Here is a 13,085-nt window from a genome sequence, read left to right as displayed (position 1 = left end):
CTGGCGATGACTCAGGGCGCGAGGGCAGGCGTCTTTATGGGATTCCTATAACGTCGCGGGCGCTCCTATCTCGAAAACCTATGCTCCGGCTGCCATTCCATCGTTGCACAAAAGCGCGGGGATTCCCGCGTTTTGAGATGCCGAGAGTTTACGCCCGATAGTGCACCGATCGCTTGATGCTGTCGTCGTGCCGCAAGGAGCATTCCAATGCTGGACTTCATCATGCTGGCCCTCGGTTTGGGCTTCTTCGCGTTGGCCGTGGGCTACGCCTACGCCTGCGATCGACTCTGAGGAGAGCGACCATGATCTTCGATTACACACTTGCCGGCCTCGTTTCCGCAGGGCTGCTGTTTTACCTGACCTACGCTCTGTTGCGGCCTGAGCGTTTCTGAGAGGCGCACAATCATGACTTTCATTGGCTGGATTCAAATTCTGCTGTTTTGCGCGATCATTGTCGCGCTCGTAAGGCCGCTCGGCGGCTATATGACAAAGGTCTTCGACGGCGAACGAACATTTCTTTCGCCGGTTATTCGTCCCATCGAGGCCGGTCTTTACTGGGTCGCGGGCGTCGATGAGAAGCGGGAGCAACATTGGCTCACTTATGCGATCTCGATGCTGTTCTTCCAGATCGGTGGTTTCGTCATTCTGTATGCGCTGATGCGCCTTCAGGCTGGGTTGCCCTTCAATCCGGCAGAGCAGGCGGCTGTTGCGCCGGATCTGTCGTTCAATACAGCGGTGAGCTTTGTCACCAATACGAATTGGCAGAACTACGGCGGCGAGACCACGATGTCTTATCTGACCCAGATGATGGGTCTGACATCTCAGAACTTCGTATCGGCCGCGACTGGCGTTGCCATCGCCGTGGCGCTGATCCGCGGTTTCGCCCGCTCATCCGTGCGAACGGTCGGAAACTTCTGGGTCGATCTGACGCGGACGACGCTCTACATCCTTCTGCCGATCTGTGTCGTTGCCACCCTGATTCTTGTTTGGCAGGGAATGCCCCAGACGCTCGGCGCTTATGTTGGTGCTACAACGCTGGAAGGCGCCAAGCAGACGATCGCCGTCGGACCGGTCGCATCCCAGGCCGCAATCAAGATGCTGGGAACCAACGGCGGTGGCTTCTTCAACACCAACGCGGCTCATCCGTTCGAGAACCCAACCGCCCTGACGAACCTCATTCAGATGGCGTTGATCTTCGCGATCGGCGCGGGGATGACCAACGTGTTCGGCCGGATGGTCGGCAATCAACGACAGGGTTGGGCGATTTTCGCCGCCATGGGTGTGCTGTTCATCGCCGGCGTGATCGTCACCTACTGGGCGGAAGCCTCAGGGACGTCGATCCTGAGCAATCTCGGCCTGACCGGCGGCAATATGGAGGGCAAAGAGGTCCGCTTCGGCATCGTTGCCTCGGCTCTGTTCGCCGTGGTTACGACCGCAGCCTCCTGCGGTGCTGTCAATGCCATGCACGACTCGTTCACCGCGCTCGGTGGCATGATCCCGCTTATCAACATGCAGCTCGGTGAATTGATCATCGGCGGTGTCGGCGCAGGCCTTTACGGCATGCTTCTGTTCGTCGTTCTGTCGATCTTCGTCGCCGGCCTGATGGTTGGCCGTACGCCGGAGTATGTCGGCAAGAAGATCGAGTCGCGTGAGGTCAAGATGGCGATGCTCGCGATCTTGATCCTGCCGTTGATGTATCTCGGCTGGACCGCAGTCGCTGTCGTGCTGCCGTCGGCTGTTGCTTCAATGGCGAATGCCGGTCCGCATGGCTTCTCGGAGGTGCTCTATGCCTTCACCTCAGCCACCGCGAACAACGGATCAGCCTTCGGCGGTCTCACCGGCAATACGATGTTCTACAACCTGACGCTCGGCTGCTCGATGCTGGTCGGTCGCTTCTTCATGATCGTGCCGGCCATGGCGCTTGCCGGCTCGCTCGTCGAGAAGAAGTCGATCCCGGCTTCGGCAGGCACGTTCCCAACCACAGGCACTCTGTTCGTCGGACTAGTTGTGGGTGTGATCCTCATCGTCGGCGGTCTCACGTTCTTCCCCGCGCTCGCGCTGGGGCCGATCGTTGAGCATCTCGCGATGAATGCGAACACCCTGTTCTGATCGATATCATTTCGGAGTTACATCCATGGATACGTTAAACCCACAGAAGCGGACCGCGGGCTCTGCCTTGCTCGATCCGAAGATCGTTCTTCCCGCGATCGGCGCTTCTTTTACCAAGCTCGACCCTCGGGCGATGGTCAAGAACCCGGTCATGTTCGTGGTGGAAGTTGTCGCGGCGCTGACGACGGTCATTTTCATCCGCAATCTTTTAAGCGGTGGAGAAGACCTCGGATTCGCCTTCCAGATTATTCTCTGGCTCTGGTTCACGGTGTTGTTCGCAAATTTCGCGGAAGCCGTTGCGGAAGGACGGGGCAAGGCCCAGGCCGAGTCTCTGAAGAAGACCCGGACTGAGACCCAGGCTAAGCTCCTGACCGGTTCGGATCTGACCTATCGCATGGTTCCGGGCACGAGCCTGAAAGTCGGGGACATCGTCCTGGTGGAAGCCGGTGACACCATCCCGTCGGATGGCGAAGTCATCGAAGGCGTGGCCTCCGTGAACGAAGCGGCGATCACCGGCGAATCCGCCCCTGTGATCCGTGAATCCGGTGGCGATCGTTCCGCCGTAACGGGTGGCACCCAGGTGTTGTCGGACTGGATCCGCGTCCGCATCACTGCGGCTCAGGGCTCGACATTCATCGACCGTATGATCAAGCTGGTTGAGGGTGCGGAACGCCAGAAGACGCCGAACGAGATCGCGCTCAATATCCTTCTCGCCGGCCTCACGATCATTTTCGTGTTCGCGACCGTCACGATTCCGAGCTATGCGGCGTATGCCGGGGGATCGATCTCGGTCATCGTGCTCGTTGCGCTGTTCGTGACGCTGATCCCGACAACGATCGGTGCGCTGTTGTCTGCAATCGGCATTGCGGGCATGGATCGTCTGGTGCGTTTCAACGTGCTGGCGATGTCCGGCCGTGCGGTGGAAGCGGCGGGTGATGTGGACACGCTGTTGCTCGACAAGACCGGCACGATCACGCTCGGCAACCGTCAGGCGACCTCATTCCGGCCGGTGACCGGAGTGACCGAACAAGACCTTGCTGACGCTGCACAGCTTGCTTCGCTTGCAGACGAGACGCCGGAAGGACGCTCCATTGTGGTCCTTGCCAAGGAAAAATACGGCATCCGCGGCCGTGACATGGCTGAACTCGGAGCGACCTTCATTCCGTTCACCGCGCAGACGCGTATGAGCGGTGTCGATGCCGGCGGCTCGTCGGTCCGTAAGGGCGCGGTCGATGCGATCCTGGCTTATGTCAGCGGCCCGGTACCTCGAACCTTGGCTGCTGCAGGAGGCAGTGCCGTCCGCGTGATTCCTTCGGCCGATACGGATGTCGCGCGGGAGATCCGAGCGATTTCGGATGAGATCGCGAAGTCGGGCGGCACGCCGCTTGCCGTCGCGCGCGATGGAAAGCTGCTGGGCGTCATCCATTTGAAGGATATCGTCAAGGGCGGGATTCGCGAACGCTTTGCCGAACTGCGCCGCATGGGTATCCGCACGGTCATGATCACCGGCGATAACCCCATGACGGCTGCTGCCATCGCGGCGGAAGCAGGGGTCGATGACTTCCTGGCTCAGGCGACGCCTGAAGACAAGCTGAAGCTCATTCGTGATGAGCAGGCGAAGGGCAAGCTCGTTGCCATGTGCGGTGATGGTACTAACGACGCACCGGCGCTGGCGCAGGCCGATGTCGGTGTGGCGATGAATACCGGCACACAGGCGGCGCGCGAAGCCGGCAATATGGTCGACCTTGATTCGAATCCGACCAAGCTGATCGAAGTCGTGGAGATCGGCAAGCAATTGCTGATGACCCGTGGTGCTCTCACCACGTTCTCGATCGCCAATGACGTGGCGAAGTATTTCGCCATCATTCCCGCGATCTTCCTCGCCTTCTATCCGCAGCTGCAGGCCTTGAACATCATGAATCTTTCAAGCCCGCAGAGTGCGATCCTTTCAGCGATCATCTTCAATGCGATCATCATCATCGCCCTGATTCCGCTCGCCCTGAAAGGCGTCGCCTATAAGGCCATCGGTGCCGGCGCACTCTTGAGCCGTAACCTGCTCATCTACGGCGTCGGCGGCATCGTTATCCCATTCGTTGGCATCAAGGCGATCGACATTGTCGTCACCGCCTTGCATCTGGCCTGAGGAGGCAAGTCATGTTGAAGGAAATTCGTCCGGCCCTCGTTATGGTCATTGGATTGACCGCTATCACCGGTCTTGCTTATCCGTTGGCCATGACCGGTATCGCGGGAACGCTCTTTCCCTATCAAGCACAGGGAAGCCTGATCGAGAAGGATGGAAAGACGATTGGATCGGCCCTGATCGGTCAGGAGTTCAAGGGTGACGGCTACTTCCACGGCCGTCCGTCCGTGACCACGGCCGCCGATCCGAACGATTCGACCAAGACCGTGCCTGCGCCATACAACGCGGCAAGCTCAGCCGCCTCCAATCTGGGGCCGACGAGCAAGGCACTCAACGATCGCCTGACCGAAGATGTCGAGAAGCTGAAGGCGGAGAACCCCGCGATGCCGGTCCCCGTGGACCTGGTGACAACCACGGGCAGTGGCCTTGATCCCCATATCTCCCCGGAAGGCGCGTTGTTTCAGGTGCCCCGCGTTGCGAAAGCGCGTAAAATGTCTGAGGATAGTGTTCGCAAGCTCGTGAACGATCAGACCGAGGGACGCCTTGCCGGAATTCTTGGTGAGCCCCGCGTGAACGTGTTGGCGCTGAATTTGGCGCTCGATCGTGCAGCCGCGAACTAAAGCCCCCGATGTCGGGCGGTTTGAGGATTAAAATGGCTGATGGCGATCATCACTCGCGATTCTGAACAACGACCGTCACCGGAGGCTTTGCTAGAAGCCGCCCGGCGCGAAGAAGGACATGGAGGCCGCCTCAAGATATTTCTCGGGGCGGCCCCTGGCGTTGGCAAGACCTATGAGATGCTGCAAAGCGCTCACGCCAAGTTGAAAGCCGGCGTGGATGTCGTGGTTGGTGTCGTCGAGACCCACGGTCGAGTGGAAACCCAGGCGCTGCTGAATGGTCTCGACGTTCTGCCCCGCAAGCAATTGGATTACAGGGGGCAAGTTCTTGAAGAAATGGATCTGGACGCGTTGATCGTGCGGCGTCCCAAGATCGCCATCGTCGATGAGCTTGCGCATACAAACGCGCCGGGCAGTCGCCATCCCAAACGCTATCTCGATGTCGAGGAATTGCTGGACAACGGTATCGACGTCTATACTGCCGTCAATATCCAGCACATCGAAAGCCTGAACGACATCGTCGCGCAAATCACGCGCGTGCGCGTGCGCGAGACGGTTCCGGATTCGATTATCGATCGTGCCGATGATATCGAGCTGGTCGACCTCACCCCCAACGATCTTATCCAGCGCCTTCGCGAGGGAAAGGTCTACATGCCAAAGCAAGCTGAAAGGGCGCTGGAGCATTACTTTTCTCCCGGCAACCTGACGGCGCTTCGTGAACTGGCGCTGCGGCGGACGGCCGAACGGGTCGACGAGCAACTGCTCAACCACATGCAGGCCAACGCGATCTCCGGCCCATGGGCAGCGGGGGAGCGGATTCTTGTCTGCCTCAGTGAAGACCCGCGCTCGGCTGGTCTCGTGCGTTACACCAAACGCCTGGCGGACCGTCTGCATGCGCCTTGGACGGCAATCTGCATTGAGACGCGTAGAAGTCTGCAGTTAACGGATGTTGAGCGTGATGGTCTTGCGGCCACCATGCGGCTTGCAGAAACGCTCGGAGCAGACGTTCTGACAATTCCCGCGGTCGAGACGCGCATTGCGGATGACGTCCTGAATTTTGCGCGCGCAAATAATGTCACCCAAATTGTCATCGGAAAATCGAGCCGGGCGTGGTGGTTTGAACTTGTCCGGGGCTCAATCGTCCACGATCTCGTGCGGCGTGCGGGCAACATCAGCGTAAACGTGATTGCCGGTGACAAGCTCGAGCAGAATGCTTCACTTCCAAAAGGGGTGCGGACGGCTGAATCGTCAGCGCCCTGGGATCCGCTTCCTTACGGCATGGCACTGTTGCTCGCAGGCATTGCTCTCGGCGTGAGCCTGCTGATCCGTCCTGTCCTCGGTATCGAGAATGTCGACTTGGTCTTTCTGACGGTCGTCGTGAGTGTTGCAGTCCGCTATGGCCTGTTGCCGTCATTGCTGTCGAGTATCGCGGCCTCCCTTTGCTATAATTTCTTTTTTCTACCGCCGACCTACACACTCACCATCTCCGATCCGACCAATATCGCTGCGTTCTTCTTCTTTATCTTGATTGCTGTTCTCGTTTCGAACGTCGCCGCGCGCGTGCGGACGCAGGCATTGGTTGCAACGAGCAGGGCGCGCACGACGGAGTATCTTTATTCATTCAGCCGGAAGCTCGCGGGAACGGGCACGCTGGATGACGTGTTGTGGGCCACGGCTTACCAGACCGCATTGATGCTGAGGGTTCGCGTCGTCTTGCTTCTGCCGGAGAACGGCACGATCGCGGTGAAGGCGGGCTACCCGCCTGAGGACGAACTCGATCAGGCGGACCTTGCAGCTGCGAATTGGGCGTGGAGCAACGACCGGCCCGCGGGACGGGGGTCGGATACGCTGCCGGGCGCAAAAAGGCTGTTTTTGCCGATACGAACGGGGCGGGGCCCGATCGGAGTTGTTGGCATTGATGATGACCGCTCCGGGCCCATTCTGACACCTGATCAGACGCGGCTGCTGGATGCCTTGATGGATCAGGCGGCGCTCGCCATTGAGCGCGTGCGGCTTGTCGAGGATATCGATCACGTCAAGCGAATGGTCGAGACCGATCGATTGCGGTCGGCGCTGTTGACGTCGATCTCTCACGATCTCAAGACGCCGCTATCGTCAGTTTTGGGCTCCGCGAGTGCGTTGCGAGATCTGTCAACCCGGCTGACTGACGCCGAAAAGGGCGATTTGCTTGCGACGATTGTCGAGGAATCCGAGCGGCTCAATCGATTCATCGCCAACTTGCTCGACATGACCAAACTCGAATCGGGAGCCATCATCCCCAATGCAGCGCCGCATGATCTGAGTGAGGTGGTTGGCAGTGCTTTGCGGCGGGCGAGTAAAATTCTCATTCACCATCGCGTCGAGCTCGCGCTTCCGGCGGAGCTTCCGATGCTGCAGTTGGACGCGGTTTTGTTTGAGCAAGTGTTGTTCAATCTGCTCGACAATGCCGCAAAATACGCGCCCGTCGGCAGTCTCATTCAGGTCCAGAGCTGGCGGGAAGCACATTCAGTTTCACTGCAGATCCTTGATGAGGGCGATGGCATTCCGGCGGATGAGCTTGAGAATGTCTTCGATAAATTCTATCGCGTGCAGAAGGGCGATCATGTTCGACCCGGCACGGGGCTTGGACTCGCAATCTCCCGCGGCTTCATAGAGGCCATGCATGGGACGATTTCAGCCGAAAACAGAACCGATCGGACAGGCGCAATTATCGCGATCAAACTTCCCATCCCCAAAATCACTGAAAAACTGGATACCGCAGCATGAGCGCCGCTCCGCTGAAAATCCTTGTGGTCGACGACGAGCCACCCATCCGCAAGCTGTTGCGAATGGGGCTGAGCACCCAAGGTTACGAAATCCTTGATGCGCCGAATGGCAAGACGGCGCTGGAATTGCTCGAAAGCAAGCCGGATCTGGTCATCCTCGATCTTGGGCTTCCAGATATTCAGGGGCACGACCTGCTGCGCACGATCCGGGCCCGCAACGACAGCGTTCCTATCGTTGTTCTTTCGAGCCGGGGCGACGAAGCCGGTAAGGTTCAGGCGCTTGATCTCGGCGCCGACGATTACGTCACCAAGCCCTTCGGCATGGACGAGCTTCTGGCACGTATACGCGCAGCACTTCGTCATCAGTTACAGGTCCATGGCGAACGCCCGATCTTCCGCACGGGGGATCTCTCCGTGGATCTGGTGCGGCGGATCGTGAAGGTTGGCGACAGAGACGTCAAATTATCACCAAAGGAATATGATCTTCTACGCATCCTGGTACAGCATGCCGGCAAGGTCCTCACTCACAAGTTTCTGCTGCATGAACTCTGGGATGAGCTGACGGACGCCCAATATCTGCGTGTGTATGTTCGCCAGCTTCGACAGAAGATCGAAGGTGATGCGGAACAACCGCAGTATGTTTTGACCGAGACAGGTATCGGTTACAGGTTTCGTGCTCCGGACTGACAATGATGCAACCGATGGCGGCACGTTCTGGATTTCGCAGTCCCGGAGCTCCAATGACGATTTCTGATTTCCTCGCCCCGCGCGATGTTGTTTGCGATGTGCGGGCGACAAATAAACAGCAACTTCTTCAGGAGTTGTCGAAGAAGGCCGCATCCAGTCTTGGCTTACAGCCGGAATACGTCGCGGCGGAGTTGCTGAAACGCGAAGGTTTGGGCTCGACCGGCATGGGGCGGGGTGTCGCCATTCCGCATGCTCGATTGCCGATGGTGAAGAAGCCTCATGGTGTGATGGCGAGGCTCAAGCCAGCAATAGACTTTGAGGCGATCGATGGTCAGTTGGTCGACCTGGTATTTCTGTTGTTGCTGCCAGCACCACCGGAAGCGGATCAACTCGTCGCTCTGGCATCGGTGGCTCGGAAGTTTAAAACGGATGAGCTGTTGAAGCAGCTGCGCCAAGCCCGCCACGAATCCGAGCTCTATGCGTCGATGATAGAATAGCTTTCGCTTAGTGGGATTCTTGATCCAGAGCGGCAAGCCGTTCCGCTTCGGCGATATCTTCGACCGTGTTGGCGTTGAAGAACGGATCGAGAGGTGTATCCGGCCAGGTGACGGTCGCGGGCTCATAGCGTGACATCCAGAGGCCGACCTTACGAATGTCCTCTTTCACCAGCGCATCACGCAATTGGTCGCGGAGCGACACGCTCCATAGGGCAACCACGTGGTGGAGATGTCCGCCGGACGCCGCGACAGCGATTTGACGACCTTCCGCGGCTCTCGCCTGATGAAGGCGTTGTACCAGGTCCCGCGGGAGAAACGGGCAGTCGGTGGCGGTGCTGAGCACCCAGTCGACATCGGGCCGGTGTTCCGCAGTCCAGTCGAGTGCTGCCAGCACGCCGGCCAGCGGGCCTGCGAAGCCTTCGATATTGTCAGCAACGACCGGGAGACCAAACGCAGCAAAGCGGGACGGGTCGCCATTGGCGTTGAGGATGAGCTGATCGCATTGGGCCGCCAATCGCGCGATCACGAGCTCCATGATCGTCCGGCCGCCGATTGTCCGCAATGACTTGTCGCCGCCGCCCATTCGCCGCGCCAGTCCGCCTGCGAGCAGAACGCCTAGTGTTTTTGGGAAATTGTCAGTCATTCCATCTGCTCTTCGGGCCAGGGATCTGGCCGGATTACTCGGTGTCGGTCCAACAATTCGGTCGCTGGACCTTATGTATATGATATGGACGGCCTCGTGTGGTGGTTCCGAAGTTTGCTCCGGGGTGCGCTGCATTATGAAGCGAACTTCAGATTCGGGACACTGGCGTTGAACTGCCCTTGAAAGAGGGCTGGAGGACGGAATGAAGGTTATTGGACTGGCGGGGTGGAGCGGAGCGGGCAAGACGACCTTGCTGACGCGCCTCATCCCCCATTTTGTTGCCGAGGGTCTCAGAGTTTCCACCATCAAGCACGCCCATCATAACTTTGATGTCGATGTGCCGGGAAAGGATTCGTGGGTTCATCGACAATCGGGTGCGACCGAGGTTCTGGTCTCATCAGGCCGGCGCTGGGCGTTGATGCATGAACTCCGCGACGCGCCCGAACCGGCTCTGCGGGAACACCTGAAGCGGATGTCCGTGGTCGATCTGGTCGTTGTCGAAGGTTTCAAGGCCGATACGCACCCCAAGATCGAAGTTCATCGCGCAGCCAACGGCAAGCCATTGCTGTTTCCTGATGATCCGGCGATCGTCGGCATCGCGACGGACCAAAAGATCGACACGCGCCTGCCGCTGGCTGACCTGGATGATATCCCGGCGATTGCGACCATGATCCTTGAATTCGCAGCGCCGATCGATGAACTCGTGGCCAGCAAGGCGTTGGAAAGCTGATTGCCGATGAACGCGACCAAGCTTGATCTGATGGGGCTTAAATGTCCGCTTCCGGTGTACAGGACGCGCAAAGCTCTTAAGGGCCTCGCGGCCGGAGACCGTCTTGAAGTGCATTGCACCGATCCACTGTCCGTTATCGACATTCCAAACTTGATCCGTGAAACGGGAGATCGGGTCGAAATCCTGGAGCAGAACGAGGCACGGATCGTGTTCGTCATCGATAAGGTCGGCGCGAACTCAGCTGGTTAGACAAAGCCGTTCTTGATGGTGCAGTGATAAAGAAAGGCCGCCTTGGTGAGGCGGCCTTCGCTATTTTGGAGTTCATCGCGCCTTCAGAAATTCAGCAACATTGAGTAGAACAAACTCATTGTCGTCTGCCTTGTTCGGTTCCCGGCTGGATGAGTAGGGCAGGTTGTTGTCGTTGCCGACGATGATGTGCTGTGGATCGACGATATCGACATTCTCGATGGTCCAGAACGGGAATTTGAGAACGCCGTCGTTCAGAGGCTTGCGCGCCTTCTTGTCGGGATCGTTGATTTTTAGCAGATCGATATAGCCGATCTTGCGAACCGCGCTGTTCGCATTCGCTTCAGACATCTCGATCTTGTAGACGCGCTTGAACTTCGCGAGGTCATGGAAGCAGTCCGGCTTCTTTCCGCCCTCGCAAGCCTTGTCTGCGGTGCCTTCGCCATTGTCGCGCTCGATGATCATGCCGGTTGTCGCGTCGATCATGTTGAAGTCACCGATCGCGAATCCGTTCTCGTCCAGGACATATTTCCAATGCCGGCCGGTCCATTTGCCGGCACCGACATCGAATTCAAGAATACGTAGATACTCCTTGCCGTCTGCGGTCTTTTCCCAGTCCTTCTTCTCGGCGTCCCAGATCGGGCCTTCGAGGAGCGGATAGAGGAACTTGCCGTCCGGCGAGGCCGCCATGCCTTCATAGCCTTTTGAGCGGCGGACGTTGAACGCGACCTGAGCGGTTGGCGTTGCAGGCGCAGTGATCGAATAGTGGTCCGGAGAGCGCGCCGGCTTGCCATCGATCATCGTCTCGAAGACAGCTTCAATCTTTCCGGTGTTGTCGACCCGCAAGAGATAAGGGCCGAATTCATCACCGATCCATATCTTATCGCCGATGGGCTGGAAGCTTTCGGTATCGAAATCCGCACCGGTCAAATAGCGCTTTTCGGTACCTTCGTTGGCAATACGGAAGGGGACCTTCTTATCGGGATCATGCAGGAAGATCGCCGCGATCTTCTCCAGCGTCCCCTTAGCCCAGTCGATACGATAATGGTTGAGGAACAGCATCGAGTCCGGCGACGTCGCCTTGCTGCCGAAGCCATTGTCGGTCAGAACCCAGAAGGTCCCGTCCGCCATCTTCTTGATGCCGGAATGACCCTGTAGCGGTTGCCCTTTGAATGGAAGCTTGACGCCGGTGGGACGATCGAAGGATTTGCCTTCGATGGTGCCGACCGCGTCTATGCGCGTGCCAGTGGTGAACTTGCCGGAAGTTTTGAGATCGGCAGGTGCGTCTGCTGGTGCATCGACGAAGGATTCCGCCGGCATCACGGCGTGTCCAGCCAGTGTTGCCGGGAAAGACTGAGCAGCGGTTTGCGCTGATGCAATATGAGGCAGAAGGGTGAGAGCGAGAATGGAGGTCGATAGCGAAAAAATGCGCATGGAAATCATCTCCGTGAACCATGCGCCGTTTGTCCGGATTTTGTGTGTCAGTGCAGTAACAACATCGCGCCTCCGCGCAGGATAGTGCTTTGCTATCCCGCGCCCAATTGTCGCGTTGCTAGGAAGCGGAACGTGTTACTACCTCTCCATCCTCTTTCTGAAAAGACGTCACAGGATGAGGCAGCAGGTCGAGCACCTGCTCGGAGGGACGGCACAGCCGCACGCCTTTGGGCGTTTCAACAATCGGACGATTGATCAGCACCGGATGCTTCGTCATTGCTTCGAGCAGTTCGTCGTCTGTCAGAGCAGGATCGGCGAGACCAAGCTCTGCGCAAAGTTTTTCCTTCTCGCGAAGCAACGCGCGTACCGGGCTGTTCATAGCCTTCGCGAGTTCAACCAGGCGCTCACGGCTGGGCGGCGTCTTGAGATACTCGATCACGACGGGGTCTTCGCCGCTCTGCCGGATCATGGCGAGGGTGTTGCGGGATGTGCCGCATGCAGGGTTGTGAAAGATGGTAACGGTCAAGTTGAGGTCTCCGGCAATGATATCTTGAATGTCGCGACAAGATCCGCGACTTGTTCCTTGGTCAGACCGCGCGGATTCATACCACGCAGCATGAGGTAGAGCTTCGCCGTTTCTTCCAGCTCTTCGGTCGCGAATACGGCCGCTTCCAGCGTGTCGCCCGCGACAACGGGACCGTGATTGGAAAGCAGCACGCAGGAGTATTTCCCGGCCAGTCCCCGAATGGCGTCGGCCACCGCCGCATCACCGGGACGGTAGTAAGGCAGCAGGGCGGTCGCGCCACAACGCATGACATAATAAGGGGTCATTGGCGGAAGCGCGTTATGTGGATCAACTTCCGGGAGCATCGATAGTGCAACGCAATGCGAACAGTGCAGGTGCACAATGGCACGTGCTGACCCGCGGGTCTCATAAAGCGCCGAATGCAGGGGGATTTCCTTGGTCGGCGCATCGCCGGAGGTGAGGCGGCCGGAGGCGTCTAACCTTGAAATTCGGGCTGGATCCAGAAATCCGAGGGACGCGTTGGTCGGCGTCACCAGCCAGCCACCGTCGTCGAGGCGGATACTGATGTTTCCGGAAGAGCCCGGCGTTAGCCCGCGTTCGAACAGCGAGCGTCCGTATGCGCAAATCTGCTCGCGAAGCCTGGTTTCTGTCATGTTGCCATCCTCTTACTGGCGCTTTTTCACATGTTTTA

13 protein-coding genes are annotated in these 13,085 nt (G+C 58.4%); 9 read left to right on the top strand and 4 right to left on the bottom strand.

Annotated features, from left to right (window positions below):
- Positions 1–302: 302 nt before the first annotated feature.
- From ACP0KA_RS00395 to ACP0KA_RS00365, 7 genes are read left to right on the top strand one after another with little or no spacing between them, the layout of a single operon-like run.
- Positions 303–392 carry a K(+)-transporting ATPase subunit F gene (locus ACP0KA_RS00395; RefSeq protein WP_213739054.1) on the top strand — a complete coding sequence of 30 codons (90 nt, stop codon included), beginning with the start codon at positions 303–305 and terminating at the stop codon, positions 390–392.
- A 13-nt stretch (positions 393–405) separates the two neighbouring features.
- Entirely contained in the window at positions 406–2,109 is a 1,704-nt protein-coding gene (gene kdpA / locus ACP0KA_RS00390) for a potassium-transporting ATPase subunit KdpA (RefSeq protein ID WP_424626858.1), read from the top strand.
- A 25-nt stretch (positions 2,110–2,134) separates the two neighbouring features.
- Positions 2,135–4,252, top strand: coding sequence for a potassium-transporting ATPase subunit KdpB (kdpB, locus tag ACP0KA_RS00385; protein ID WP_424626857.1), 2,118 nt, complete (start codon positions 2,135–2,137; stop codon positions 4,250–4,252).
- Between the two features lie 11 nt (positions 4,253–4,263).
- The gene (locus ACP0KA_RS00380) at positions 4,264–4,869 is read left to right on the top strand and encodes a K(+)-transporting ATPase subunit C (RefSeq protein WP_424626856.1); all 606 of its coding nucleotides are present in this window, start codon (positions 4,264–4,266) and stop codon (positions 4,867–4,869) included.
- A 39-nt stretch (positions 4,870–4,908) separates the two neighbouring features.
- A complete protein-coding gene (locus tag ACP0KA_RS00375) occupies positions 4,909–7,632 on the top strand; it encodes a DUF4118 domain-containing protein (RefSeq protein ID WP_424626855.1) in 2,724 nt (907 codons plus the stop codon).
- Positions 7,629–8,318, top strand: coding sequence for a response regulator transcription factor (locus tag ACP0KA_RS00370; RefSeq protein ID WP_424626854.1), 690 nt, complete (start codon positions 7,629–7,631; stop codon positions 8,316–8,318). The genes ACP0KA_RS00375 and ACP0KA_RS00370 overlap by 4 nt, the downstream gene beginning before the upstream one ends.
- A gap of 53 nt (positions 8,319–8,371) precedes the next feature.
- Positions 8,372–8,815: a PTS sugar transporter subunit IIA gene (locus tag ACP0KA_RS00365; RefSeq protein WP_424626853.1), complete on the top strand. Its 444-nt coding sequence runs from the start codon at positions 8,372–8,374 to the stop codon at positions 8,813–8,815.
- Between the two features lie 7 nt (positions 8,816–8,822).
- On the opposite strand, the gene mobA is transcribed toward ACP0KA_RS00365, so the two are convergent.
- Entirely contained in the window at positions 8,823–9,458 is a 636-nt protein-coding gene (gene mobA, locus ACP0KA_RS00360; RefSeq protein ID WP_424626852.1) for a molybdenum cofactor guanylyltransferase MobA, read from the bottom strand.
- Between the two features lie 202 nt (positions 9,459–9,660).
- On the opposite strand from mobA, the gene mobB reads away from it, so the two are divergent.
- A complete protein-coding gene (gene mobB, locus ACP0KA_RS00355; protein ID WP_424626851.1) occupies positions 9,661–10,188 on the top strand; it encodes a molybdopterin-guanine dinucleotide biosynthesis protein B in 528 nt (175 codons plus the stop codon).
- Positions 10,189–10,194: 6 nt separating this feature from the next.
- On the top strand, positions 10,195–10,437 hold the full coding sequence (locus ACP0KA_RS00350; protein ID WP_424631455.1) for a sulfurtransferase TusA family protein: 243 nt from the start codon (positions 10,195–10,197) through the stop codon (positions 10,435–10,437).
- Between the two features lie 72 nt (positions 10,438–10,509).
- Here the strand turns inward: ACP0KA_RS00350 and ACP0KA_RS00345 are convergent, their stop codons facing one another.
- The 3 genes from ACP0KA_RS00345 to ACP0KA_RS00335 all read right to left on the bottom strand — a co-directional run bounded on the left by ACP0KA_RS00345 (position 10,510) and on the right by ACP0KA_RS00335 (position 13,047).
- A complete protein-coding gene (locus ACP0KA_RS00345) occupies positions 10,510–11,868 on the bottom strand; it encodes an esterase-like activity of phytase family protein (protein ID WP_424626850.1) in 1,359 nt (452 codons plus the stop codon).
- Between the two features lie 118 nt (positions 11,869–11,986).
- Positions 11,987–12,394 (bottom strand): arsenate reductase (glutaredoxin), encoded by a 408-nt coding sequence (gene arsC / locus ACP0KA_RS00340; protein WP_424626849.1) that lies wholly within the window; start codon positions 12,392–12,394, stop codon positions 11,987–11,989.
- A complete protein-coding gene (locus ACP0KA_RS00335; RefSeq protein ID WP_424626848.1) occupies positions 12,391–13,047 on the bottom strand; it encodes an aldolase in 657 nt (218 codons plus the stop codon). The genes arsC and ACP0KA_RS00335 overlap by 4 nt, the downstream gene beginning before the upstream one ends.
- Positions 13,048–13,085 lie beyond the last annotated feature (38 nt).

The sequence above is a fragment of the Bradyrhizobium sp. SYSU BS000235 genome (assembly GCF_049747295.1).
GTDB lineage: Bacteria > Pseudomonadota > Alphaproteobacteria > Rhizobiales > Xanthobacteraceae > Afipia.
Note: the sequence above shows the minus strand (reverse complement) of the source record. Positions and strands in the feature narration are given on the sequence as shown.

Coding starts and splice junctions, on each gene's coding strand:
- ACP0KA_RS00375 (WP_424626855.1), top strand. CDS start 4,909: ATGGCGATCATCACTCGCGATTCTGAACAACGACCGTCACCGGAGGCT.
- ACP0KA_RS00380 (WP_424626856.1), top strand. CDS start 4,264: ATGTTGAAGGAAATTCGTCCGGCCCTCGTTATGGTCATTGGATTGACC.
- kdpA (WP_424626858.1), top strand. CDS start 406: ATGACTTTCATTGGCTGGATTCAAATTCTGCTGTTTTGCGCGATCATT.
- ACP0KA_RS00370 (WP_424626854.1), top strand. CDS start 7,629: ATGAGCGCCGCTCCGCTGAAAATCCTTGTGGTCGACGACGAGCCACCC.
- kdpB (WP_424626857.1), top strand. CDS start 2,135: ATGGATACGTTAAACCCACAGAAGCGGACCGCGGGCTCTGCCTTGCTC.
- ACP0KA_RS00350 (WP_424631455.1), top strand. CDS start 10,195: ATGAACGCGACCAAGCTTGATCTGATGGGGCTTAAATGTCCGCTTCCG.
- mobB (WP_424626851.1), top strand. CDS start 9,661: ATGAAGGTTATTGGACTGGCGGGGTGGAGCGGAGCGGGCAAGACGACC.
- ACP0KA_RS00395 (WP_213739054.1), top strand. CDS start 303: ATGATCTTCGATTACACACTTGCCGGCCTCGTTTCCGCAGGGCTGCTG.
- mobA (WP_424626852.1), bottom strand. CDS start 9,458: ATGACTGACAATTTCCCAAAAACACTAGGCGTTCTGCTCGCAGGCGGA.
- ACP0KA_RS00345 (WP_424626850.1), bottom strand. CDS start 11,868: ATGCGCATTTTTTCGCTATCGACCTCCATTCTCGCTCTCACCCTTCTG.
- ACP0KA_RS00365 (WP_424626853.1), top strand. CDS start 8,372: ATGACGATTTCTGATTTCCTCGCCCCGCGCGATGTTGTTTGCGATGTG.
- ACP0KA_RS00335 (WP_424626848.1), bottom strand. CDS start 13,047: ATGACAGAAACCAGGCTTCGCGAGCAGATTTGCGCATACGGACGCTCG.